We start from the raw sequence: 25,888 nt of genomic DNA on the forward strand, positions 1-25,888 counted from the left end.
TACGCCAAGGCTGGTTGGAAAACGACTTATCCAAATTGTTTTATGATGTTTGTCCTGGGCATAACAATTTTATTTTGAACTGACTATATCAGCTATGTGCCTAATTTCTTATTATCAGACAATTTATTAGGGTACGCTCTCTTTAGGAGTATTTATTTTTATCTTCTCACCTATATTTATAGGAGGTATATAGCTCTCATTAGAAGTATAGTGATCGAAATCTACATAAACATGAACGCCATCTACATAACTGAATATTTCGTTAAGCTCGATATCTTCTTGCAAGATTAAAGAGAAATAAAAATCATCCTCCATGGGCTTTAAAGAACTGCTAGTAACAATATCAAAAAAATATAAGCTACATAGCCCTCTAACCCAACATTTAAAAAGAAAAGAAACATCATCTTCTGCAATACTATTAAGGTTTAACTTGCTCAGCTTATTTAATCTTTTTGCTGTATCAGTCATTCCGTAATAAAGCAATGAATCCCTATTACTCTCTAAGTCTTCAGATATAATTATATTAAAAGCTAGACTTGTATACCCATAGCCCTTAAAAGGCTGCGTAAAAAAATCATAGAACATTTTTAAAAACTTAATAAAGCTATTTTCTAGTTTTAAATAATTACTAATTTCTATATGACCATATATTTCTACGAAATCAACAATACTTGTCCATTTGGACATGAACTTATGTTCATCAGAGCCATGCCTTGAAATTTTATAATAATTAAAACTCATTAATCACCTACCTTCTTTAAAATAGAGAGATGTTCTAAGTAACTTTGATAAAGCAGTAGAAGAATGCTTCGATGTTGATATGTTAGTTAATTGCTTATTAGAAGATGACTCATGGTATACACCTTTTGATTCTAGAATGAAGCTTATGGAAAAAGCAAAATCTTTAGGCGGATACTCGTTGGAGTTTTTGGCAGATGACTATTCATTTAAAACAGCATTTCTAGATCCAGGCAAAGAATATGATGCTGCTGTTGCAAAACTAGATGAGCTATTTCAATAGGTTTGATTAGATTATACCCCAAGGGAACCAGCTATTACACCCTTCAAATCTATTAACAGACCACTTAAAACAGACCGCTATAATGGAACCACTTAAAACAGACTAGCCAAACACACGCCACATGATCCAAAATAGCCCTGCCATGATGACAACAATGACCAATAACCGCTTCACCCAATAGGGGAGCAGTGGCTTTTTATAGCCCAAACTATTGAGCTGATTATCAAGACCGTCTTGTAAGCTTTGGAAGCCTTGTTCAGACGGCGTGTCTCTGACTTTACTTCTGATCAAGCATTCTGACTCCTCTTCGACCTGTTCTCTATCAAAGCTAAAGGCTTGGCTTGGGATGCCTTGTTTATTGGCGATAGTGTTGAGGGTTTGCTGCTGCTTGTTTTTTAGCGCAAGCTCGTAGGCATCTATGCGAGATTTAGCGGCATCCATAGTGATGTTTTCATCGGCGGCTAAGGTTTTAATCGCCTGCACCAAGTTGCCTTTTTCGACCATCATCATAACGGCTTTTGGCAGTTTTTTATTGGTAGGTTTCGAGCCGGAATCAGAATCAAACATGACAATCCTTATGTGCGCGTGAGAATAGATAGGGTTATTATACTCATTTTATCGCCGCAAAATTCAAGCAAAAAAATACCGCAGACCTTATCGTGGCTGCGGTATTTTTGCACGGCATTTATCCTGTTTAAATAAACATATTGTAATAAATGCCTTTTATAAATTATTAGCGATAATTTATAGGTCTTTCCAGCGCTGGATAGAGTCTTTAATCACTTCTTTGGCTTCTGCGACGTCACCCCAAGATTCGACTACGGTTGTGCCGGCTTTTTTCAAATCCTTATAGTGGCTAAAATGGAACTGTAACTGGTTGATCAGCTGTGTTGGTAAATCTTCTAGGCTGTTGTAAGCATTGCCTGTGTCACGGTCGTCAGCAGGTACGACGACGATTTTGTCATCGACTTCGCTATCATCAACGAATTTCATTACGCCGATAACTTTTGCTTTTAAGAAAATACCAGTCGGCAATGGCTGCTCGGTGATGATAAGCGCATCCAATTCGTCGCCATCTTCATCAAGGGTTTGCGGGATAAAACCATAGTTACAAGGTTTGGCAAAGATTTGTGGATCAATACGATCAAGCTCAAAAACCGCCAATTCACGATTCCATTCAATTTTATGGCTGCTGCCGGTTGGGATTTCTACCACCACATTAATGATGCCGCCATCGACGTCGCCTGCGTCCAAAATTTTATTAAAATCTGCCATACATTGCTCCAAGGTGCTTTTGTTATGAATAGTTCAATGATAAAAATAAAGGGTTAAATGTTAGGGTGCTAAGGTTATTGCTGCGCCCAATGTGTGCCGCCTGCGATTATAGCAAGTTTGCGTCAAATTTTCTCACAATGCTTAAGTCTAAGCGCGCACGATATTATGCAAAAAAGGATTATGCAAAAGCAAGGTGCAAAAACAGCTTGTAAAAAACGTGTGCAAAAAATAATAGTTAAAAATTCCCCAAAGAATTACTTTGGAGCGAGCGCCCGTAATTTGATATGTCCGGCATGACGCTTGGCAATGTTATCGATAAGCTTTTGGGTTACTTGCTCATAGCTTAAACCGTTGGCGCTTTGCTGAGAAGTCTTTTCAGTTGTCGGTACGGGGGCTTGCTTATCCATAGTCACAAAATCAGCCAGTCGTAGCATTTGCATTCCCGCGTAGCCGCAAGGATTAATCGCGTTAAAGGCCGATAAATCACAATCTAAATTAATCGCGACGCCATGATAGCTAAAACCATGCTTAATTTTAAAACCAAGGGAGGCGATTTTGCCCAGCATAATAGCGTCATCGGCGGGTACGTTAGAATATGGTTGAGAGTCTTCGCTGATAGCAGTGTTGCTATGACTATATAAATACACACCGGGCGCATCACGGCGCGCATGAGCGCTAATATGAGAGCTGCTAGACGCGTGACTTTTTAGGCAGTCATTGACGACGTCTTCAATCGCTTGCTCGGCGTGCGATACCATATTGCGTACACTCCAGCCCAAACTGTCTAAATCAAATAGCCAATAAATCACCAGTTGACCATGTCCGTGCCAAGTCACCTGACCACCACGATCGGTCTTGATAATCGGCGTATTGGTGCGCTGCAATATATGCTCTTCTTTACCAGCTTGCCCAAGCGTATAGACGTCATTATGATCGACAATCCATAGCTCGTCAGGGGTGCGCAGCCCTTGTTCTTTTTTAAGCGCAATACGCGCTAACGTACGCGCTAGCATAGCATCAAGGGTAGGGACGTAATCAGCAGTTGTGAGCGATTTGCTAATAAGCATATCGTTGAGTGGTTGGGCGGCGTTTTGCATGAGAGTGACTGTCTTATGGTTTTGTGATTAAAAAGTAGATCCGTTGCTTAGTTTCAATTCTACTGCTCTACTGCGCTTCAGTGTAGCAGTTTTAGCATTTGTGCCCAAATCTAAATTTTTATGATTTGCGGCCTAAATCAACTGACCGAACTGTTCTAGAAACGCTGATAAATTTCTGCAATATAAGCGCGAGCTGACTCGTATTTCATACAAACCCAGTAGTCAATTAAAGAGGCTAGGCATTCGCTAGACAATGCGTTACATTAAACGTCATTAACTAAAATAGTGTCGAATCGCATCGAACGGAATCTTAGGCGCTGAGGGATGAATTTTTTGTAGCTTCTGTGATAGCAGCAAGCAAGTAACATTTATACCAGTAGTACTATGTGGCGTCTAACGTGAATCGACTATAACAAGGAAGACAAATGACTGACAGTAACCAAAACACTGCATCTCAACATGAACAGCCGCCACTCGATCAAGCTCAAAAACCAAATCGTACGCGTAGCGCAGATGAGTCTCTTAGCATCGTGAAGTTAATTGATGATATGCAGGCACAGTTTGCGCGCTTACAAAAACTAAGCCGTACCCAGCCTATTAATGACTGGGCCACGCGTGAAAATCAGCTCGATAACTTAGAGGTGATGCTAAGCGACAATCAAGCGCTGCTTGCCAAAGCGATTAGCGCCGATTTTGGTTATCGTAGCGAGTCGGAGACGCAGTTTGCCGAGCTATTCCCGAGCTTTACTGGTATTAGCCATGCCAAAAAACACGGCAAAAAATGGATGAAACCGCAGCGCGTGTCAATTTCAGCGCTTTATATGCCAGCGCACAATGAGATTCAACCGCAGCCGCTTGGCGTGGTCGGTATTATGGTGCCTTGGAACTACCCGCTGTTTTTAGCAGTCGGACCGATGATTGATGCGCTAGCGGCAGGCAATCGCATTATGATTAAGATGAGCGAAGCGGCGCCGCAATTTGCCCAAACCTTTGCTGAGACGGTCTCGCGTTATTTTTCACCCGATATGGTTTCTGTGGTACTGGGTGAAGTTGATATTGCTGAAGCTTTTAGTAAATTGCCCTTTGACCATTTATTGTACACCGGCTCGACCGCGGTCGGCAAAAAGGTCATGGCGGCAGCAGCGCCAAATCTGACACCTGTCACTCTTGAGCTTGGTGGCAAGTCGCCGGTCGTCGTTTTAGAAGGTGCCAATTTAGAAAACGCCGTCAATCGTGTGATGATGGGCAAAACCCTAAATGCGGGTCAGACCTGTATCGCGCCGGACTATGTATTGGTTCAGCGGCAATATCATAAAGAATTTATCCGTTTGGCAAAAGAGTGGATGGACAAGCATTATCCTAATATTCAAGACAATCCGGACTACTCGCACATCATTAATGGCGCGCAGTTTAAACGGGTAAAAGGCTATCTCGATGATTTAGCAGGCGACAATGTGCATCAGCTGACCGATGCGGACGCTAATATCGACAGCCGCCTGATGCCACCGATGATTATCAGTGAACCTGATCCCGATAGCAAGGTGATGCAAAATGAGATTTTTGCGCCGATCTTGCCGCTGATGCACTACGATACGCTTGATGACGCCATTAACTTCATCAATGAGCGCCCACGTCCGTTGGCACTCTACGTCTTTGGTGACAATAGCAGTGAGATAGATCAGGTGCGCAACAATACGGTATCGGGCGGTCTTTGTATTAATGAAGTCATTATGCATGTGGCGCAGCATGACCTACCGTTTGGCGGTGTTGGGCACTCAGGCATGGGCTCTTATCACGGCAAAGCGGGCTTTGAGCGTCTCAGTCACATGAAGCCTGTCTTTGTACAATCGAAATTAAATGGCCTTAATATTTTATTACCGCCGTATGGTGGTTTGTTTAAAAAAGCCATGGCGCTGTTTTTAAAGTAAGGACAGATTCTGACAGCATAAACAGCACTATAAAAAATAGCATCTACTCGGGTTGGTGCTATTTTTTTTACCTGAAAGTTAATTTATGCATTTCAAAACATTCAGAATAAGCAATTAAAAACCGTTTTTTAGGATAAATGAGCATTTGTCATCTTATCTATAAATCGCTACACTTTGTAGAGCGCCTAAACAAGATTATAGTGACTGTTAGATGCGCTATAAGCAAATAAATTAATAACAAGCAACAGACTTTGGGTGTAAAAATAAGCTCTACTAAACTCAGAGATAATTCCAAAATAATAACGATAAATAGGATCTGCCGTGCGCCAATGGATTGCCTTTAGCTTATTATTGATAAGCTCGCTAATACTGTCTTCACCAGTGTCCGCTGCTGTGCCAAATTGTGATGGGCCGATAAAATTTGGCGCGCTTACGTGGGAGAGTGGCCAGTTTACTACTGGGGTATTGAAGTACATCACTGAGCACGGCTATGGCTGTCAAGTGTCCGAGGTGCCGGGCGCTGGTCCCGCGCTTGAAAACGCGCTGCTGCAAGATGACATCCAAGTCATCGGTGAGCAGTGGATAGGGCGCTCGCCGATTTTAGAGCAAGCCATCGAAGATAAGAAGGTAGCGGTCATCGGCGATACGCTTGAAGGCGGGGCGACCCAAGGTTGGTATGTACCCAAATATGTCCTAGAAGAAAATCCGGGTCTACGCCGTTATCAAGATTTGCCCAAATACGCTGAGCTCTTTAAAGATCCTGAAGATCCGCGTAAGTCACGCTTTATGAACTGCCCGTCAGGGTGGGCGTGTGAGATTTTTAATACCCGTTTGCTAAAAAACACGGGCTTAGACAGTATTTTTAACAGTGTGCATCCCGGTACGGGTGCGGCGCTCGATGCTGAAATCTCCTCTGCTTTTGAACAGCACAAGCCCTTATTGTTTTATTACTGGCAACCAACTGGCCTTATGGCGAAATATGACTTTGCGCCATTAGCATTCCCTGCTCACGATGACGCCTGTTGGCAAGATTTATTAATAGCTGATGGCACCTCTGACTGTATCTCAGGCTTTCCGGTCTCCCCTTTAAGCATTGCGGTATCGACGCCCTTTATGGAAGCTAATCCTCAGCTGACCGACTTTTTTAACAAAGTTAAATTTACCCCTGATCAGCTCAATGGCGCTATTTTGGAGATGAGTGAAAACAAGCGCAGCGGTGATGAGCAAGCGCTGGCGTTTTTGCGTCATCATCCTGATGTTTGGCAGACTTGGATGACGCCAGATGCGGCAGATAATGTGGCAGCTTCGCTTGGTATTAGCCTCAACGGTGGTGCTTTAGCAAACAGCACTGCAGCAGATACGTTAAAAAATAGCCAGGCGACCGATATATTAGGTCTGTCCTCAAGCTTTCCTTCGTGGTCGCTTGAAACCTCGCTTAATAATGCCTTAGCGACCGTAGTCCGAAATTATGGCGATATTTTTCGCATTGTTAGTAGCGCCGCGCTGACCTATTTATTGTTGCCCATCGAACGCTTTTTGACGTTTATCCCGCCATGGTTGATTATTGCGCTCGTGACCGTTTTAGCCTGGTTTGGCGTGCGCAAAATATGGTTTGCGCTGGCGTGCGGCGTAGGACTGTTTTTAATTGGTGCGTTTGGACTATGGGGCGCGCTGATTGATACCTTGGCATTATTGATGGTGTCCGTATTGGTCACCGTTGTGATAGGTATTCCGATTGGTATTGCTATGGCAAGTAGTAAGCTGCTGCGTAAAATCATCACGCCGATTCTAGATGTGATGCAGACCATGCCAAGCTTTGTCTATCTGATACCGGTGCTGATGTTATTTGGCATTGGTAAAGTGCCCGCGCTATTTGCCACCATTATCTATGCTTTGCCGCCGCTGATTCGTCTGACTACACTCGGGATTACGCAAGTCAATCATGAGATGGTCGAAGCAGGGCGCTCGTTTGGTAGCACCCATTTGCAATTACTTATCTGGATTAAACTGCCGCAAGCGCTGCCAAGCATCATGGCGGGCATCAACCAAGCGGTGATGATGTCGCTGTCTATGGTAGTGCTGGCTTCTATGATTGGGGCGCCGGGTCTTGGTGAAGATGTATTACAATCGATTCAAACGCTCAATATTGGTCAGGGCTTGCAAGCGGGTACGGCTATTGTCATCGTGGCCATTATCATTGACCGTATTACGCAAGCCTTTGGCCAAGGGAGACGGGCACGGCAAAAAACCATCGATGCGGGCAGACGCCCAATTGGTTAATTATTTATCATAAAAATAAAAATGAGAACAACAATGAACCATATTCAATTGGAAAATATCAGCAAGATTTATAATGCCAATAGAACGCAAGCACAGGCAGCGCTCGCGTTATTGGCAGAGGGTATGGATAGCATTAAGGTTAAGGAGCAGACCGGCTATTCGGTCGGGCTTTACGATATCAATTTAAGCGTTAAAGCCGGCGAGCTGCATTGTATTATGGGGTTGTCAGGTTCAGGAAAATCAACCTTGATACGCCATATCAACCGTTTGATTGACCCAACCAGCGGCAAAATATGGGTTGATACCGCCATCAACGCGAAAAAATCGGCGGCAGAAATACTGTCTACTGCAGTGCCTGCAAAAATGCCTGCAAGTAAAAATGAATTGCCGATAGAAAATGAAAGGTCATCTTCTGCTATCAATATTTTAGAGCTGAATGATAAGGGCTTACAGCACTATCGTCAGCAAACGGTCAGTATGGTTTTTCAGCACTTTGGTTTGGTGCCGCATATGACGGTCTTACAAAATGTTGCTTACGGGCTGCGTGTGCATAAAATGAGCACCAAGGAGCGCCATGAGGTGGCCCGGCATTGGCTCAATGAGGTTGGGCTGCCCAATCTAGAACGCAGCTATCCTGATGAATTGTCTGGCGGTATGCAGCAGCGCGTGGGGCTGGCGCGAGCGTTGGCAACTGATAACCCAATCTTACTCATGGATGAGGCATTCTCCGCGCTCGATCCGCTTATTCGTGCGCAGCTGCAAGATCAGTTACTTGAGCTACAAGAACGGCTCAATAAAACCATCGTCTTTATTACCCATGATATCGATGAGGCAGTCAAAGTTGGTCAGCGTATTAGTATTTTAAATGGTGGGCGTCTGGTACAAACTGGCACTGCAAGTGAGCTGCGCCATAATCCCGCTGACGCTTATGTGGCACAGTTTATGGGTGCTAAAAGTTAATTTGCTTATACTCTCAATCTAATTGCTACTGCTAAATTGCTTTGTGTGCGCCCATTAATCTTCACTGTCAAATTATCTATTAAGTAATTGATTAACTTAGTAAAGTTGATTTTTCTTTTATTTATCCGCATATATAGACAACTAAGCATTCATTATTACTTTCGCTCTCTCTTCATATCCATTTTTCTCTATCAGCACTCTTGCTAGGTTGTTAAAAAAGTGTAGCGCGCTATTATATACTATTAAAGTAAACTGTACTAGAGATGTATACTATTAAGGAAACCTAATACGGTCACTATTCTTTTAATTTACCTATACCTGTCAATTTGTTTGTTTTCACTAATATCTATTCTGCTTAATTGCTTTTGAATGCTCTTATTCCACATTAAATATTAAGCATCTGCTCGCCCAACTTCGTAAAAAGGAACCATCATGCTACCTGACAAACCAGATAATACGTCCCATAAAAAAAATCGTCACCATGAGCGCAGCAATGCTAGTGATGTAACGACAAAAGCACCGCGCGCAGCAGCACGTTTGTTAAAAAACGTCAGCGCTTTTGGCGTGATGACGGTATTAAGTGCAGGAATATTGGTTGCTTGCGGGCAAATGAGTGGCGCAGAAAGCAATACTAACAATGCTACCAGCAATGCCAGTAGCCAAAACAGCGGCGTGAAAAACTCACGTGATATGCTGCCATCTGACATGCTTGGGCAAATGCAGGCGTTGCCACAGCTGACGAAAGGCTTGGGTAAAACGGGCGCTGACGTCATTGATCCGAATAAACCGACTTTGATTAAATTTTGGGCAAGTTGGTGCCCGTTGTGCTTAGGCACGCTTGCGGAAACCGAAGAATGGCGTACCGATCCTAAATTTGCGGATTTAAATGTTGTTACGGTTGCCAGCCCCAGTCATTTAAATGAAAAGGCAGAGGGCGAATTCAATACTTGGTATGCTGGCGTGCAAGCCGATTATCCAAAGCTACCCGTACTAGCTGACGCTTCAGGTGAGCTGATTAATAAGCTTGGCGTGCAAGTGTATCCAAGCTGGGCGATTCTCGATAAAAAAGGCAACTTAGTACATTTGGTGAAAGGTAATATATCGGCAGAGCAGGCGTATGCCTTGGCTGCAAATGCCAATAATGACTTTGCCGAGCTAAGGGCGGGCAATGCCAAACCTGTCAACGCGCAAGCTTTGGATAACAATAGTAAGATTGAAACCATCAAACAAAAAGATGGCGTTTATTATAACGATAAAGGCAAAGCGATTAACACGCGCTCGATCTATTTGGCAGGCGGCTGCTTCTGGGGCATTGAGGCTTATATGGAGCGCGTCGAAGGCGTCGTCGATGCGGTATCAGGCTATGCCAATGGCGATACGGCCAATCCAAGCTACGAGCAGGTAATTCGTGGTTCAGGCCATGCTGAGACGGTCAAAGTCACCTATGATGCGGATAAAACCGACCTTGATACTATCTTAAAATATTATTTGCGCGTGATTGATCCAACCAGCTTAAACAAACAAGGCAATGATCGCGGCGTCCAGTACCGTTCGGGCGTCTATTACACCGATAAAGCAGATAAAGCGGTCATCGATGCGGCGCTCAAACGCGTCCAAAGCCAGTATAAGCAAAAAATCGTTGTCGAAAATAAGCCGTTAGATAATTTCTATGTGGCCGAGATGTACCATCAAGATTATCTGGCAAAAAATCCAAATGGCTATTGCCATGTCGATTTAAGCTTGGCCGATGATAAACCTGAGGGCAGCGCCCGTCGTAAGCTTGCCCCTGTAAGCACAGTTGCTGAAGCACTAGATCCTAAACGCTATGCTGGATTTGATAAAGGCGCCTTAAAAAATACTTTGACCAAAGCGCAGTACAATATCACGCAAGAGGCGGCTACCGAGCGGGCGTTCAGTCATGAGTATGATAATTTATTTGCGCCAGGGATTTATGTCGATGTCGTAAGCGGAGAGCCGTTATTTTTATCAACGGATAAGTACCAATCTGGCTGCGGTTGGCCGAGCTTTACTAAGCCAATTGACATGCAAGTGATTACTCAGCATGACGATACTGCCTTTAACATGGTCCGTACTGAGGTGCGCTCACGGGTAGCAGATTCGCATTTGGGTCATGTGTTCCCTGATGGTCCAAAAGACCGCGGCGGCCTGCGCTATTGTATCAATGGCGGGGCGCTGCAATTTATCCCAGTAAGTGTGATGCCGCAGTCAGGTTATGCGCCATTGGTGAAATTGGTCAAGCCCGCAAAACCTTAATTATCAACATTGATAATCAAAGATAATCAAACTTATGACATGACGTTAAGTATAGGCTTAGCGTCTTTTTTTATCCTAATTTTTATTCTGTCTTTCATCTTGGGTTTTAATTGGCGCCTTTGGTTAGCATTTGTTTTAATAAGCGTAGTAATTTTGCTGCAAATCAACGTCAATTCTGCAACTAGCCGCAAACTTCGTTATACTTAACTTTTTAACACTTACTATACTTATATTATGTCGCTTTGAGTATGAGGTGACGTTTTTCTTACTTTTGCGTTTTTAAGGCCACCGCATGACCGATACTTTCACCCCTATTATCACCTCTTTACTCGATAACGATTTGTATAAATTCACCATGCTACAAGCCATGCTGCATCAGTTTCCGCAGACCTATGGTGTTTACCGTTTTCGTTGCCGCAATAATAAAGACACGCTCTATCCATTAGCGGATATCAAAGACGCGTTAGAAAAACAACTGGACAGCCTATGTGAGCTGCGTTTTTTGGATGATGAGCTAGAGTATTTGCGCGGTTTGCGCTTTATGCGCTCAGATTTTGTTGATTATCTTGAGTTATTTAAACTAAAGCGCCGTTTTATCACCGTCAGTACCGATGAAAAAGGACGTTTGTGTATCGATATCGAAGGTCCGATGATTCAAGCGATGTTCTTTGAAGTATTTGTGCTAGCGATTGTAAATGAGCTATATTTTAGTCCTCTATCGAGTGCTAGCGTGATTGAGGAAGGGCAGCGCAGACTGGATGAAAAAGTCGCTTTGCTGCACCAGTATGCGGCAGAGCAAGCAAAAGATGAGCATGATACACCGCCATTTGTTGTGGCTGATTTTGGTACTCGTAGACGCTTTAGCAAAGTTTGGCAGGCGCACGTGGTTGAGACTTTGCATAACGCAGAACCAACAATCGTGCGCGGCACCTCAAACGTTTATCTGGCAAAAAAGCTCGGTATGACGCCAATTGGTACGATGGCGCATGAGTTTATGCAGGCCTTTCAGGCGTTGGATGTGCGGTTGCGAGATTCGCAAAAAGCGGCGCTTGAAGCATGGGTGCATGAATATCGCGGTGATTTGGGTATTGCGCTGACCGACGTCGTTGGCATGGATGCGTTCTTACGCGATTTTGATTTATATTTTGCCAAGCTGTTTGATGGGCTGCGTCATGACAGCGGCGACCCGTATGTTTGGGGCGATAAAGCCATTGCGCATTATAAGAAGCTAAAAATAGACCCAAGAACCAAGGTGTTGACCTTTAGTGATGGCTTAAATCTGCATAAAGCTTGGGATTTACATCAGTATTTTAAAGGTCAGATAAAAACCAGCTTTGGTATTGGTACCAATTTGACCAATGATATGGGCATTACCCCGATAAATATCGTCTTAAAACTGATTGAATGCAATGGTCAGCCCGTCGCTAAATTGTCGGACAGCCCAGGCAAGACCATGATCAATAATGATACCTATCTTGCCTATTTGCGCCAAGTGTTTGAAGTTGATGAGCCAGAGTAAAAGATTTTAAGAGTAAAGGATTTTAAATATCGCTATTTTCTGTGTTGTCTTCTTCGGCGAAGGCGGCATCTAACGCTTGCTGTACGGCATTGATGCGGGTTTCGCAAACGCGGTAAGCAGCAATCGATTCTTCGACAGTCGTCATCAGATTATCAATATCCGGCTCGTCTTGTTGCTGAAGTTCGGCTGCATTGGTTTTTAAAATATCGTACGCCGCCTTAAAAGTTTTTGGGGCGGTTTTTTTACGTTTGCGGGCAGGGGTAGTCATAAAGTTTCCTAGTTTTAGAATAAAAGAAAGTGAGTGGTTAAGTTGGATTGACGGTAGTTTTTATGGCTTATTTATCAATATCGACATCAATAATTTGCGCTTTTGCTTTCCCGTCTTTTAAAGCGATATAAATGGTCTGCTCAGGATACAGCTGGGTACTGCTGGTTAATATCTGTTTGTCGTTTGCGTCAGTCAGCATGGTATAGCCTTGCTTAAGCACGCGAGATGGGCGCTGCAAAAGGATGATATCACGCAGATGCTCGCTATCACGCCGCGCTTGTATCAGTTGCTGCTGCGCATTTTGCATAATGGCTTTTTGATAGTTTTGACCATTGGTTGCTGCAATGGCTAATTGCTGATGAGCAGAGGTTTGGATTTGACTACGTAGCTCGCTGGCTCGTCTGGCCGCTTGCTTTACCTGCCGCTGAGCACTTTGCTGAATGCTTTGCCAGGCGTAATCACTGTCTTTTTGCAGGGCGGTTAGTTTGCCAATGGTTTGCGATTGAATTTGGCTTAACTGGCGTGTGGTTTGCTGCTCAGCGATGTTCAATTGCCGCTTGGCTGCATGTTTGATTTGCGCTTGGTATTGCAACGTTTGCGTGACCAATTGTGCTAAATGCGCCATGATAGCGGTAATAACTTTTGACGGCGTATCAAAGCTGGTATGCGCGACCTCATCCAAAATCACTTTATCACGCTCATGGCCAATGCCAACCCAGACGGGAATAGGCTGCTCGGCAACGAGAGCAGCGAGTTCATAATCATTAAGATACGCCAAATCACCAACAGCACCGCCGCCACGGATAATGACCAATAAATCGGGCAGGCGCTGATAAGTGTCGTAAAACTGCTGCTGAGCGCTGACAATAGCTTGACGAATTTCGCCTGGCGCGTGATTGCCCTGAAAGGTGGCATTATGGTAATGAAAATGACAAGCGCCGGTACTGGCTAAGCGATCGGCATCGGCTTGGAAGTCGCCCAAACCAGCGGCTTTTTCAGGAGCAATAACCAGCACATGCTCAATATCAAATGGCACGGGCAGCTGCTGATTGAGGTTTAATAATCCTTCACCAGTCAAGCGGTCGACCATTTCTGCATATTGCCGCGCCAAGTCGCCTAGCGTATAGCTTGGGTCAATGTCTTCAATCGTCAGCGAGAAGCCATATTGCGCATGAAAGCCTGCCGATACTTTGAGTAATACAGTCAAATCACGGTCAAGCGGCATCCCTGTTGCGCGCTCAAACTTTGCCAAAACGCGCGACGCTTTAAAGCGCCAAAGGTTGCCACGGCAGCTGGCGATGACTTTACCTTCGTCATCTTTTTCTGCCAGCTCAAAGTAATAATGCCCGCCTTTGCTCGATAAATTACGAATCTCAGCCTTGACCCAAACGCGGTGGTTAAAGGTCTGTTTGATGACCATATCGACTGCGGATAAGTAGTCACTTAGGCGCAAAACCGTATCTTCTAAACTGACTTCAAGGCTGTTTTCTTGTTCTGCCAGTTCGGCCTCCAAGGTCGCTAAATCTTTGGCAGGCGTTATTACTTTGGCTTTATTAGTACTGGCTTGTTTCGACTGTGATAGGTTCGGTTTACGCATAATAATAGACCAAAGGTAAGAAAGTTTAAAAACAGGCTATTTATAGCAGTCGTAAATAGCTAATAAATAGCTACTAACGATAGCGTAATTAAAAGTGCTGGACATTAGATAGGGTAGTTTACCGCAAAAGTATCCATACAAAAAGTGAAGCCAACAAGCAGCGATGACTATACTATATACCGCAAACTTATTGGCTAAAGGTTTTATTAAAAAACCACCGTTTTATTGGCAATGATCTTACTGGAAATGATCTTATTGGCAACGAAAATTAATCATATACTCATAATCATCTTTACGTGATAAATCTGGCGAGCCAGTACCAAAGATTGAACCAATAACCGCGCCTGCTTGTCCAATCATACGGCCCGTTTGCTCATTTAAGATACCGTTATATTTTACTTCATCATCAACGATAATCACTTGTTTTCTGCCACAAGTTTTTTGCGCACTGTCTATCGCATTTTGCTGGGCTTTTACTTTGCTATCGGCGATACCCGTGGTTTCATAAATGGAGTTGGCGCGTTGAATAACTGGTGAAGATGGCGTACTTTGGCAAGCGCTTAATGCGAGGGCTGCGGCTAACGTCGCCGTTAAAGCAGCGGTTTGATTAAAAATTTTCATAATAATGTCCTTTTTCCTGTAAGTTAACTATATGCTTAACCACTTGGTTGAATCTAACGTATTGCTGTGGTGAATGTCTAGGCGGTTATTGTGTTCGACGTTGCTCGTACACAGCAAATCACTTGAAATATAAACCATATCTAGGATAATTGACCTATTCACTTTTAACCGATAAGTAAATCTATGCAATTGATTCCTGCTCCAGCTGGCGTGCTCGAAGTCGACGCGCTATGGCAAAATGACAATCCTAACGATCCAAATGCCGACACGGTGGCGCTGCTATGTCATCCCAATCCGCTATTTGATGGGACGATGAACAATAAAGTGGTTACGACCATGTATCGTTTTGCGCGCGATAACGGCATGCACGTGGTACGCTTTAACTTTCGCGGCGTTGGTCAGTCAACGGGTGAGCACGATTATGCCGATGGTGAGGTGGTTGATGCGATGACCGTGCTACAATGGATTGCAGAAAAAACTCCTGCCCGTAAACTGTGGTTAGGTGGTTTCTCCTTTGGTGGTTATGTGACGGCGCGCGTTGCTGAGCAAGTCATGGTGTCGCCGCATATTTGGGGACTGAGCGATTTTGAGATAGCAAACGTTGCCCTTATCGCGCCTTCGGTCGAAAAAAACGCCACCGATGATTTGAGCTTACCTACTGCCAAAACCTTTGAGATATATGGTAATGCCGATGAAGTGATTGACCCAAACAATATGCAAGCATTTGCTGAACGTTTAGGGCTGGCTGTCAGTGTCGTCGATGGCGCTGGGCACTTTTTCCATGGGCGTTTGACTGAGCTCAAAGGGTTATTAGAAGAACATACTTTTGGTAATGAAAATCGCTAATAAAGTTAGCTGTTTTTATATTTATTTTGTCTAATGATGAGTCGTATTATGAGTTTATCTCCCTTGCAACGTTACGAGCAAGCCATTAGCACTGATGAGTTTACTCGGGATGAGCAGCAATATCAGGCGATGAGCTATTTAGATGAGCTGTATCATCAGCTCAATGATAGCGTGGCACAAAAAAAAGGCTTTTTTAGCTTTCTAAAAGCAAAACCTGTCGCCCCCAAAGGTTTGTATATGTGGGGCGGCGTTGGGCGCGGCAAAACATGGATGATGGACATGTTTTACGACTCTTTGACCATTGAGCGTAAGATGCGCCAACACTTTCACCACTTTATGCAGCGTGTCCATCAAGAGTTAAACAACCTGCAGGGCCAAAGCGACCCGTTAGAAAAGGTCGCTGATATCATTTATGCAGAAGCCGTGATTATCTGCTTTGATGAGTTTTTTGTCTCCAACGTCTCCGATGCGATGATTTTGGGCGATTTATTCACCATGTTATTTAATCGCGGCGTCACCTTGGTGGCGACATCAAACATTGAACCGTCAGGCTTGTATAAAGATGGCTTGCACCGCGATCGCTTTATGCCTGCCATTGCCGAAGTCGAGCGCCATACCACCGTGATGAATATTGACTCTGGTGTTGATTATCGTCTGCGGGTATTGCAGCAAGCGGAGTTATACGAATCACCGTTGACCAAAGCCAATCACCACTGGCTTGCCAACCGCTTTGCTAGCTTATCTAACAATCAAAAAATCAGTAAAGAGCCTATTGTTGTTAATGGCCGTGAAATCAAAATCAATGCCCGTACAGAAGATATTTTGTTCTGCGACTTTCGTCATTTATGTATGGAGCCCCGTTCGGCATCTGATTTTATCGAAATTGCCCAGCGGTTTAGCACCGTGTTAATCAATGCTGTCCCAGCGTTAAGTGATGAAATGCGCGATCCCACCCGCCGCTTTATTTATCTGGTCGATGAGTTTTATGATCGCCGCGTGAAATTACTAGTGCGAGCAGAGCAGAGCATTCTTGAGCTATATCAAGGACAGAAATTGGCGTTTGAGATTGAGCGTACGCGCTCACGCCTGCTTGAGATGCAGTCAGAAGACTATCTCAGAATGGAGCATCGCACCAAAGATGCAGACGCAGCATAGGTGATGGTTAGCGGAGTAATAACCATACAAAATAATAAATAAGGATAAGCCATGAATACCTCTGAAGACAATATGGACAATACTAATAATGAGCCAAACAACAGTAGTGAGAGAATGAATAGCGAAAAAAATGTTAGTGAAACAACCAATGGCGAGAACAACAATACAAAAAGCCCAATCGTCACAAACGCGCAAGTGACGGATGAGCAGCTGATTAATTGGATCAAATCAAGACGTAGTATCGGCAATCTGAATATTCCAGCACCGACAGAAAGCCAAATTAAAGCGGCTATCGATTGCGCTGTCACTGCCCCTGACCATAAAAAACTGCAGCCCTGGCGTTTTATTGTCACCCAAGGCAATGCACGTCATGAATTGGGCCGTGCTTTTTTGGCCGCTGCTGAAGCCAAAGCTGTGCGAGAGGGCGAGGAGATGACTGAAAAATCGCGCAAAAAAACCTATAATATGCCGCTGCGCGCGCCAGTCATTATTACGGTGGTTACCCAAATGCAGGAGCATAAAAAAGTGCCTCCTTTTGAACAGCTACTCAGTGCGGGCGCGGCCGTGCAAAACCTTATTTTGGCGCTAAAAGCCCAAGGCTTTAGTACCGTTTGGCGTACCGGCTTATTGGCTAATGAGCCAGCCGTCAAAGAATATTTTGGCGTTGGACCAGATGATTATGTCACGGCTTTTGTTTATACTGGCAGCAGTCCTTGCGATATGCCGGCGCGCAAGCCTATTGATCTTGAGCCATTGCTGCGTTTTGAGTCATAGCAACCATAAAAAGTTACTAGTTTAGCGATATCATGAGGGGGCATTTGCTGCGGCAAAGTGACTGGCCGGAGAAAATAATGTCAAAATTGACCGCATTATTTAATTAAAATAGCAATTTTATATCAATAATTGTTGAAACATACCGTCAATCTCACTGTATACTCAGCACAAATTCTATTCATAATGAAGTCAGTCAACACGGATAAAAGAATATGACCAGCGCTAATGATAAAAATACAGAAAGACACATAGATGACAGTCAACCAGACAATAAAGCGGCTGAAAAACAAAACAGTTTGCTCTCCGGTATCATTGAGCGTGCCACCAAATCTGGGCTTGGACGTAAAAAGACAAATCCAAATGAAGTTGAAGCTGCAGTAGCAAAAAACATGGCAGACATTCATAACAATCCGACTAAATTGCGTCTGGCATTTTTAGGAGGCGGTAGTTTTGGTACGGCGATGGCAAACTTAGCCGCGCGCAATGGCTGTGATACCACGCTGTGGGTACGCAATAAGCGGACGGTCAAAGCCATGGCAAAGACGCAGACCAATAAAAAATACCTACCGGGGTATAAGCTTGACGATCGCCTTAAATACAGTCACGATTTACAAGCAGCGGTGAGAGATACGGATATTGTTTTTATTGCCGTGCCAGGCCTTGCCTTTCGCGAAACCCTTAAAAGTATCGCGCCCTTTATTAGCGGACAATCTATCGTTTCTTTGACCAAAGGTATGGAAAAAGATACCTTTGCTTTAATGAGTGACATTATTAAAGATGAGCTGCCGGAAGTGAATTTTGGCGTGATGTCAGGCCCGAACCTTGCCATCGAAATCATGAAAAATATGCCGTCTGCTACGGTGATTGCCAGTGAATCTGAGCCATTACGTCACGCCGTACAAGCGGCGCTGCACAGCGCTTTTTTTAGAGTGTTTGCCAGTGATGATGTGCGCGGTGTCGAGCTTGGCGGCGCGCTCAAAAACATCTATGCCATTGCGATGGGAATGGCTTCCGCTTATGAAGTGGGCGAAAATACCAAGGCCATGATATTGACCCGCGGTTTGGCAGAAATGAGCCGTTTTGGTGTGCATGCTGGTGCCAATCCGCTGACCTTTTTAGGGCTGTCTGGCGTCGGTGATTTATATGCCACTTGCAGCTCTGAGCTGAGCCGTAACTACCGTATTGGTAATATGATTGGTCGCGGGATGACGATTGATGCAGCCGTGAAAAAATTGGGGCAAACCGCTGAAGGGGTCAATACCATCCAGCAGGTACATGAAAAAGCCACCAAAGAAGGCATTTATATGCCGATTACCCATGCGCTGCATGCGGTCATTTATGAAGACAAAGCAGCACTTGGCGTTGCCCTGCATCTCATGGAAGCAGGCTTTCGCAGCGACGTTGAATTTGTCATGGACCATGACCATAGCAACGCCTCGCTAACGGCGCAAATGCAAAGCGCCAGCAAGGCTAAAAATAAAAAAGATGATGACGATAATAAATAACGCACGCAGAATGTAGCTGTTTCATTACTAAAAGCTTCATCGTCACAATCGTATTATTATCGAAGTAGTCAGGTAAAAAAAGTCAGGTAAGAACAGTCGGGTAGAAGTAACAAACAAGGTGGTTAAGATTATGAAAATTATCTTAGTACGTCATGGTCAAGCAGAAGATGAAACGCGTCCAGACAGTGCGCGGCAGCTGACTGATTTTGGTCAGCAGCAAGCGGCGCAAACGGCAAAGTATATTACCACTCATTACCAACCTGACTGTTTTGTTGTAAGTCCTTATAAGAGAGCGCAGCAGACGCTAGTGGCTCTACAATCGCGCGCGCCCGACGTACCCTCACAAGTACAAAATAATCTTACGCCCTCCGACGATGCCCGTCAGGCGCTCATTGATATTGGTCATATTGAAGCAGAATGTCTGGTGGTTGTCTGTCATATGTCTATTGTTGCTCACATCGCTGGCCTGCTAACGGGTGATTATCCTGAGGCGTTCTCTTTAGCAGAAGCGCGCGTGTTTGAGATGGATTTTGTGCTGGCGGGTATGGCAACTGAGATAGACCGCTTTGTCCCAGATCAACCGTATTAGCATCTATAACATAAACGCTCATATAAACTATTTAAATCCTTACTAGACCGCAGCGCTAAGAAATAAAAGCGTTAATAAACAGTGGCTTAAAACAACAGTCTTAAACAACAGCTTTAATAATTAAGGACACATTTGGTGTTACACGTTTGGTTAAGAGCGCAGCACAGTGCATTAGCGGTCTGGCATGAAGATAACAATCAATGGCAATTGATTGACGGTTGGCAACAGCTGCATGACATTTATGGCAGCTATAAAACCAATAGCCAAAAATCGGTTTGTCTGTATTTTCCCTCAAGCCATGTCTTACAAGTAGAGTCTGAGCTAAATACCGCTCAGCTTAAACAGTTGGGCGTAAGCGGTAAGCAGTATTTATTTGAAGAAACTTCGCTCACGCCGGTTGAGCAGTTAGCCATTCGGTATGTGGCTGAGCATACGGGCCACCATTTATATGCCTTAGCTCAAAGCGATATCGAATCGTGGCAGCAAAGCGCTAAGCTCGCCGGCATGAACATTGTGGCCTTACTGCCTGATTTTCTATTATTGCCGACGCCAGAAGAGGGCGCAGGGCAGCAAGTTGTATTGTATCAAGACAAACAAACCATGCTACTGCGCCAATCTTTACCTCAAGGTATGGCGGTCAGTTATTTGCCTCTCATCTTTGAGCGTTTTCCGCATTTGAGCGAAGTGCTGCTTTTGCCAGCGATTGATGACGTTTTTGAAGGTTCGAGTCTTGCTGCTGACGCTGCTAATGAGTCAGCGTTCGATGATGTTGATTTAACAAAGCCTGAAACGCCAGCCAGCGTCTCTACTCAAACAGCAGCAATGATTGCCGAGCATCAATTGTTATTAACCATGCTTCCTATTGCTCCTAAACCGTTTGAAAACCCCGAGCGTCATGCGCTAAATTTCTTTATTAAATCGACCGATTCACAATTATCGCCATATTTACGGGTAGCGATGATGGTGGCGCTATCAGCATTGGTATTACAGATGGCAACTGATGCGGTGCAGTGGTATCAGTATAACGCGGCGACGGCAGCAACCAAAACCGAGATAGCCGCCCAGTATCAATCTTGGTTTCCCAATGAGCCGCTTAGTACACGCACAAAGTTGCAAGTGCAATTGCAGCCAAGACTGCGTAGTGATAGCCAAGCACCTACTTCTCACATAGCGGTACTCGAGCGCATATCGCCGCTGATTAAACAGTCGCCATTACGCGCGCAGTCTTTAATCATGCAGCCCGCGGCGCTTAGTTTTACGTTGATTGCGCCCGACCGCGGTAGTCTTGATCAATTTACCAGTACGCTTGTCGCCCAAGGCCTAAATGCTAAGCTAGAACAAGTAAATGGCAATGAGCAAGGACAGTTTAGTGGCCAAGTGACCGTTGATGTTATAGACAATAGCAGCGTCAGCAATAAAGGGTAACCATGAAAATATTACAGCGCCGCGCTAAACGCAGCAGTAACCCGGCTAGCCCTCGAAGCAGTGCTTTATCAGCGCGGCTGAGTGGCTATCAAAGTCTGCTTGCGACACGCTGGCAAGCACTGTCTGCGCGCGATCAATTAGCCTTGCTATTACTATCGGTTTTTTTGCTGTTATTTGTTGGCGGTTATGGCGGCTATAGTATCCATCAAGCCGCAAACAAGAGTAAAAACAACTATCAAGAACAGGTCGCTGATTATTTTTGGTTACGTGCTCAAGCCGGTAACATTGATAGCAATGCATTAAATGCTGCTAGTACTGCTGATGGCGTAGATGCCATGCCGCCCGCTAGCAGCGTCAGTGCGCTGTTAAATAGTTCAGGCATTGCAGATGCACAGGTCGTTGCGGCAGGCGATGCCGTACAATTGAGCTTTACGCATCCAAGCCAAGCGGTGGTAAGTAGCGCGCTTGGCAAACTTGAGCAGCAAGGTTGGCAGTTTACCCAACTGTCAATGCAGCAAGATTTGGTCACCAAAGCTATTCAGGTACAGGCGACCGTGACTTCTTAGTATTTGTACTCAGTTATGATGGAACATATTTAGCGATGTCGATGTTTTAAAGTTTGCCGCATTGAAACCTTGCTTATTTGCCACAATTAAATAGCTATTAGCCACAGAACATAAAGAGTGACAGTATGATAAATAATTCCAATAATACGATGAGTGATGATAAACGTCGTTCTTTAACGACTTATAATCACATTACTTATTTGCTCTATGTGCTCAGCTATTTTACGGCTGGACTACTTTGGATTGTGCCTATCTTTATGAATTATGCCAAACGCCGCGATGCTGATGGCACGTGGCTTGCTACCCATTTTGACTGGCAGATTAAGACCTTTTGGTACAGCATTGTCCTATTCGTTATTGGGGTGCTTATTGTCACGTTTGCCTTAGGCGGTTTTGGCGTGGGCATGTTTTCTGATAGCAACAATATTGCCATCGGCGCCGTATTATTGGCCAGTTTTGGCTTTATTATCATGGGCTTTACTTTTATTTGGCACCTATACCGCATTGTGCGTGGTTGGATAGCGCTCACCGATGGCCGTCCGGTTCCTTAACCTAAGAACATAGATATCAATAAGTGGTAAATATGGATAAAAAAATGCTGTCAAATATCAGCTCATCAATTAGGTTAAGTTGGTCAATTGACAGCATTAACGCTTATTTATTCGCAGGATATGGCGTAATTTATCCTATGAAACTTTGGTCTTATTTTAGTTAAGCTGATATAATCGCAGCGCTTGGCGTCATTCGTTTTCTCACTCATTATTTCTTTTTAAGCAGGGTCTGTCATTACTATGTCTTATGCCTTACTTCGCCCTTTTTTATTTAATATGGACCCCGAGCACGCGCATGAGATGACCTTATCTTTATTAGATAAAGCTCATAAAGCGCGAGTATTGGGCTTAGTATATGGTCAGTTAATGCAGCCGACCGACTGTATGGGCTTGCAGTTTGCCAATCCTGTTGGGCTTGCCGCTGGTTTGGATAAAAACGGCGATTATATTGATGCGCTAGCAGAGCTTGGGTTTGGTTTTATCGAAGTGGGTACCGTCACACCTAAGCCGCAAATGGGCAATGACAAACCAAGACTGTTTAGAATCAAGCAAGCTGACGCTATTATTAACCGTATGGGTTTTAATAATGAAGGCGTTGATTATCTGATTGAAAACGTCAAGCGCTGTAAGTACCAAGGCAATATCGGCATTAATATTGGTAAAAATGCTGTCACGCCCGTAGAAAATGCTGCTGATGATTACGTCTATTGCCTAGAGCGTGTCTATCCACATGCGTCTTATATTACCATCAATATCTCCTCACCAAATACCAAAAATTTACGCGACCTGCAAAGTGGGGAAGCGTTAACCCAATTATTAGATATCATCAAAAACCGTCACAGTCAGTTGGCAACTGAATATGGCTTTTATGTGCCATTGGTGCTAAAAGTCGCTCCCGATTTAGAGCCATTACAAGTCGATTATATCTCCCAGCAACTGCTGGATTTTGAGATTGATGGTTTGATTGCCACCAATACCACCTTGAGCCGCGTAGGCGTTGAAGATTTGCCCGATGGTGACCAAGCAGGCGGTTTATCAGGTCGCCCCGTTAGCCACATTAGTACCCAAATTTTACAACAATTCTCCGATCAATTGGATGGTAAGGTAGCGTTGATTGGCGTTGGTGGCATTGATAGCGGTGCCAAAGCGGTCAAAAAAATCGAGGCGGGTGCAGACATGGTGCAGCTATATTCAGGGCTTATTTATAAAGGGCCGGGGCTAGTACAGTCTTGCATTCAATCCATCGGCGGCTACTATGATGCGATGGAATAATAAGGATGCCATGGAAGGGTAAGCCTTTAAAACTTTATGCTTTTAAAATTTATTAAATTTACTAAAAACACCCGATATAAGAGGCAAATGAGGCGATAAACATGAGTGGTTTAGACATTGTGATTGCTGTGGTTGTTTTGATTGGCTTATGGCGTGGTTTTCAGGTAGGTTTGATTAAGACAGCGGTCGGTTTGGTCGGTTGGTTTATCGCGCTCATTGCTGCCACACGTTTGGCAGGTTCAGTGGCGCCGCAGTTATCCGGTATCGTACAAAACCCTGTGTTGCAAATGGCGATGGCCTTTTTAGTCATTGTCATTGCTATTTTAGCCATTATGCACTTGGTTGCGTTTGTGTTTTCAGGCGTTCTTAAAACCTTGCGTCTTGGCGTGCTCGATAAAATGGCCGGCGGCGTGCTTGGGGCGGCAAAAAACGTTTTAATGGTCTTAGTGGTGCTTAGTGTCAGTGCGCCGTTATTGGTGCAAATGCCGCAGTGGGAAACCTCGGTGCTCGCACCTGAATTGTTGCCTTATGCGCCTATCGGTAAAGAGCTGGTCTCAGACATGTTTGGCTTGGCATGGGATCAAGTCAATCAGTCATAAACCCTCACAAAAAGCTATTCAAGCGCCTTTAATATTCGTAAAATACACTTCTATTTATCATTATTAACTTGTCTTACGGATAATCATCCTTATCTATGACCCGTAAGCGGTTATTCTCAGCAAAATCGTCAGCTTTGCGGTAAATGGCAGGCAACACGTCAAGAGCTTTGTCAATCATTATGCCGTTATTGTGTTATCAATGTGCAGTACAAAATAGGATACAACTATGTGTGGAGTCGTTGGGGTCGCAGCTCATGAGCCGGTCAACCAAATTCTTTATGATGCCTTAACCATGTTGCAGCATCGCGGGCAAGATGCGGCAGGTATTGTGACTTTACAGGATGGGCGTCTTTATTTACGCAAAGAAAATGGCATGGTACGTGACGTGTTTATGAATCGTCATATGTTAAAACTGATCGGTAAATTTGGTATCGGTCATGTCCGATATCCAACTGCTGGCACCTCAAGTAGTGCCGAAGCACAGCCTTTTTATGTCAACTCGCCTTATGGTATTACGCTTGCGCACAATGGTAATTTAACCAATGCTGAGAGCTTGGCAAAATCCCTGTATCAAGAAGATCGCCGTCACCTCAATACTGACTCAGATTCTGAGGTTTTACTCAACGTGCTTGCGCATGAAATGCAAAATATAGACAGTACCCATCCGACGCCTGCCGATATCTTTGAGGCAGTCACAGCGGTTTATAGCCGCATTGAAGGCGCTTATGGCGTGGTTGCTCTAGTTACTGGGCATGGTTTATTGGCCTTTCGTGATCCAAACGGTATCCGTCCGCTAATCTTTGGTAAGCGCATGGCAGCCAATGGCGGCACAGAATATATGGTCGCTTCAGAGTCAGTTGCTTTGACGGGTTCAGGCTTTAGTATCGTCCGCGATGTCAAACCGGGCGAAGCTATTTTTATTGATTTAGACCATAAGCTCCATACGCATCAGTGCGTTGAACAACAAGAATACACACCTTGTATCTTTGAATATGTCTATTTTGCCCGTCCTGATTCTATTATGGACAATATCTCGGTTTATAAATCACGCCTACGTATGGGCGAAAAGCTGGCCGATAAAATCATGGCAGAATGGGGTGAGGATCACGATATTGATGTGGTCATTCCTATTCCTGACACCTCGCGTACCTCAGCGATGGAGCTGGCGCTCAAGATGAACGTCAAATACCGTGAAGGGTTTATGAAAAACCGCTATATCGGTCGCACCTTTATCATGCCAGGTCAGCAGCAACGTAAAAAGTCGGTGCGTCAAAAACTAAGCGCCGTGCCGCTTGAGTTTAAAGGTAAAAACGTCCTTTTGGTCGATGACTCTATCGTTCGCGGTACCACGTGTCATGAAATCATCCAAATGGCGCGTGATGCTGGCGCTCGTAAAGTATTCTTTGCCAGTGCGGCGCCGCCGGTTAAATATCCAAACGTCTATGGTATTGATATGCCCGTGCGTAGCGAGCTTATCGCCTCAGGTCATAGCGTTGAAGAGGTGCGCGAGATTATCGGTGCTGATCGCTTGATTTTCCAAGATTTGGACGATTTGATTGAAGCCGTCAAAGATACCAAACACAGCAAGGTAGAAGGCTTTGATTGTGCCGTGTTTAATGGCTGCTATATCACTGGGCAAATCAACGAAGCGTATCTCGATCATTTGCAAGAACAGCGTAATGATACGGCCAAAATTGGCAAAAAAGGCGTGCAAATCGTTGCTGATACGCCAGTGGATATGATGGGCGTAGAAGAGCTGTAAGAGA

At 44.4% G+C, this 25,888-nt stretch carries 24 protein-coding genes; 17 read left to right on the forward strand and 7 right to left on the reverse strand.

Going from position 1 to position 25,888, the window contains the following annotated elements; genetic code table 11:
* Window positions 1–126: 126 nt before the first annotated feature.
* Window positions 127–741: a hypothetical protein gene (locus tag B4240_RS02765; RefSeq protein WP_296236714.1), complete on the reverse strand. Its 615-nt coding sequence runs from the start codon at window positions 739–741 to the stop codon at window positions 127–129.
* A gap of 145 nt (window positions 742–886) precedes the next feature.
* On the opposite strand from B4240_RS02765, the gene B4240_RS02770 reads away from it, so the two are divergent.
* On the forward strand, window positions 887–1,021 hold the full coding sequence (locus tag B4240_RS02770; RefSeq protein ID WP_296236715.1) for a hypothetical protein: 135 nt from the start codon (window positions 887–889) through the stop codon (window positions 1,019–1,021).
* A gap of 102 nt (window positions 1,022–1,123) precedes the next feature.
* On the opposite strand, the gene B4240_RS02775 is transcribed toward B4240_RS02770, so the two are convergent.
* From B4240_RS02775 to lipB, 3 genes are all read right to left on the reverse strand, one after another.
* A complete protein-coding gene (locus B4240_RS02775) occupies window positions 1,124–1,588 on the reverse strand; it encodes a hypothetical protein (protein WP_296236716.1) in 465 nt (154 codons plus the stop codon).
* A gap of 177 nt (window positions 1,589–1,765) precedes the next feature.
* Complete coding sequence (locus tag B4240_RS02780; RefSeq protein ID WP_296236717.1) at window positions 1,766–2,296, reverse strand: inorganic diphosphatase; 531 nt, start codon at window positions 2,294–2,296, stop codon at window positions 1,766–1,768.
* A gap of 254 nt (window positions 2,297–2,550) precedes the next feature.
* Entirely contained in the window at window positions 2,551–3,393 is an 843-nt protein-coding gene (lipB, locus tag B4240_RS02785) for a lipoyl(octanoyl) transferase LipB (RefSeq protein WP_296236718.1), read from the reverse strand.
* A gap of 425 nt (window positions 3,394–3,818) precedes the next feature.
* On the opposite strand from lipB, the gene B4240_RS02790 reads away from it, so the two are divergent.
* The 5 genes from B4240_RS02790 to pncB all read left to right on the forward strand — a co-directional run bounded on the left by B4240_RS02790 (window position 3,819) and on the right by pncB (window position 12,354).
* The gene (locus B4240_RS02790) at window positions 3,819–5,321 is read left to right on the forward strand and encodes a coniferyl aldehyde dehydrogenase (RefSeq protein ID WP_414707079.1); all 1,503 of its coding nucleotides are present in this window, start codon (window positions 3,819–3,821) and stop codon (window positions 5,319–5,321) included.
* 321 nt (window positions 5,322–5,642) lie between these two features.
* Window positions 5,643–7,601 (forward strand): glycine betaine ABC transporter substrate-binding protein, encoded by a 1,959-nt coding sequence (locus B4240_RS02795; protein WP_296236719.1) that lies wholly within the window; start codon window positions 5,643–5,645, stop codon window positions 7,599–7,601.
* 33 nt (window positions 7,602–7,634) lie between these two features.
* Window positions 7,635–8,561: an ATP-binding cassette domain-containing protein gene (locus B4240_RS02800; protein WP_296236720.1), complete on the forward strand. Its 927-nt coding sequence runs from the start codon at window positions 7,635–7,637 to the stop codon at window positions 8,559–8,561.
* 432 nt (window positions 8,562–8,993) lie between these two features.
* On the forward strand, window positions 8,994–10,835 hold the full coding sequence (gene msrAB, locus B4240_RS02805; protein ID WP_296236721.1) for a bifunctional peptide-methionine (S)-S-oxide reductase MsrA/peptide-methionine (R)-S-oxide reductase MsrB: 1,842 nt from the start codon (window positions 8,994–8,996) through the stop codon (window positions 10,833–10,835).
* A 292-nt stretch (window positions 10,836–11,127) separates the two neighbouring features.
* Window positions 11,128–12,354, forward strand: coding sequence for a nicotinate phosphoribosyltransferase (pncB, locus tag B4240_RS02810; protein ID WP_296236722.1), 1,227 nt, complete (start codon window positions 11,128–11,130; stop codon window positions 12,352–12,354).
* A 22-nt stretch (window positions 12,355–12,376) separates the two neighbouring features.
* On the opposite strand, the gene xseB is transcribed toward pncB, so the two are convergent.
* The 3 genes from xseB to B4240_RS02825 form a co-directional block, all read right to left on the reverse strand.
* A complete protein-coding gene (gene xseB, locus B4240_RS02815; RefSeq protein ID WP_296236723.1) occupies window positions 12,377–12,622 on the reverse strand; it encodes an exodeoxyribonuclease VII small subunit in 246 nt (81 codons plus the stop codon).
* Between the two features lie 67 nt (window positions 12,623–12,689).
* Window positions 12,690–14,219 carry an exodeoxyribonuclease VII large subunit gene (xseA, locus tag B4240_RS02820; RefSeq protein WP_296236724.1) on the reverse strand — a complete coding sequence of 510 codons (1,530 nt, stop codon included), beginning with the start codon at window positions 14,217–14,219 and terminating at the stop codon, window positions 12,690–12,692.
* A gap of 252 nt (window positions 14,220–14,471) precedes the next feature.
* A complete protein-coding gene (locus tag B4240_RS02825; RefSeq protein ID WP_296236725.1) occupies window positions 14,472–14,840 on the reverse strand; it encodes a hypothetical protein in 369 nt (122 codons plus the stop codon).
* Window positions 14,841–15,023: 183 nt separating this feature from the next.
* Between B4240_RS02825 and B4240_RS02830 the strand changes: the two genes are divergently transcribed.
* From B4240_RS02830 to purF, 11 genes are all read left to right on the forward strand, one after another.
* A complete protein-coding gene (locus B4240_RS02830) occupies window positions 15,024–15,686 on the forward strand; it encodes an alpha/beta hydrolase (RefSeq protein ID WP_296236726.1) in 663 nt (220 codons plus the stop codon).
* Window positions 15,687–15,734: 48 nt separating this feature from the next.
* Window positions 15,735–16,841: a cell division protein ZapE gene (gene zapE / locus B4240_RS02835; protein WP_296236727.1), complete on the forward strand. Its 1,107-nt coding sequence runs from the start codon at window positions 15,735–15,737 to the stop codon at window positions 16,839–16,841.
* A gap of 114 nt (window positions 16,842–16,955) precedes the next feature.
* Window positions 16,956–17,615: a nitroreductase family protein gene (locus tag B4240_RS02840; protein WP_296236753.1), complete on the forward strand. Its 660-nt coding sequence runs from the start codon at window positions 16,956–16,958 to the stop codon at window positions 17,613–17,615.
* A 212-nt stretch (window positions 17,616–17,827) separates the two neighbouring features.
* Entirely contained in the window at window positions 17,828–19,120 is a 1,293-nt protein-coding gene (locus B4240_RS02845) for an NAD(P)H-dependent glycerol-3-phosphate dehydrogenase (RefSeq protein ID WP_296236728.1), read from the forward strand.
* Window positions 19,121–19,250: 130 nt separating this feature from the next.
* Window positions 19,251–19,709 (forward strand): SixA phosphatase family protein, encoded by a 459-nt coding sequence (locus B4240_RS02850; protein WP_296236729.1) that lies wholly within the window; start codon window positions 19,251–19,253, stop codon window positions 19,707–19,709.
* A 135-nt stretch (window positions 19,710–19,844) separates the two neighbouring features.
* Window positions 19,845–21,134 (forward strand): type II secretion system protein GspL, encoded by a 1,290-nt coding sequence (gene gspL, locus B4240_RS02855; protein WP_296236730.1) that lies wholly within the window; start codon window positions 19,845–19,847, stop codon window positions 21,132–21,134.
* Between the two features lie 2 nt (window positions 21,135–21,136).
* Window positions 21,137–21,700: a type II secretion system protein GspM gene (gene gspM, locus B4240_RS02860; protein ID WP_296236731.1), complete on the forward strand. Its 564-nt coding sequence runs from the start codon at window positions 21,137–21,139 to the stop codon at window positions 21,698–21,700.
* 125 nt (window positions 21,701–21,825) lie between these two features.
* Entirely contained in the window at window positions 21,826–22,251 is a 426-nt protein-coding gene (locus tag B4240_RS02865; RefSeq protein WP_296236732.1) for a DUF4870 family protein, read from the forward strand.
* 240 nt (window positions 22,252–22,491) lie between these two features.
* Window positions 22,492–23,523 carry a quinone-dependent dihydroorotate dehydrogenase gene (locus B4240_RS02870; RefSeq protein ID WP_296236733.1) on the forward strand — a complete coding sequence of 344 codons (1,032 nt, stop codon included), beginning with the start codon at window positions 22,492–22,494 and terminating at the stop codon, window positions 23,521–23,523.
* A 101-nt stretch (window positions 23,524–23,624) separates the two neighbouring features.
* Entirely contained in the window at window positions 23,625–24,122 is a 498-nt protein-coding gene (locus B4240_RS02875) for a CvpA family protein (RefSeq protein ID WP_296236734.1), read from the forward strand.
* A gap of 226 nt (window positions 24,123–24,348) precedes the next feature.
* Window positions 24,349–25,884: an amidophosphoribosyltransferase gene (purF, locus tag B4240_RS02880; protein ID WP_296236735.1), complete on the forward strand. Its 1,536-nt coding sequence runs from the start codon at window positions 24,349–24,351 to the stop codon at window positions 25,882–25,884.
* The last annotated feature ends 4 nt before the right edge of the window (window positions 25,885–25,888 follow it).

Origin of the sequence: Psychrobacter sp. UBA5136 (assembly GCF_002414005.1) — a bacterium.
GTDB lineage: Bacteria > Pseudomonadota > Gammaproteobacteria > Pseudomonadales > Moraxellaceae > Psychrobacter.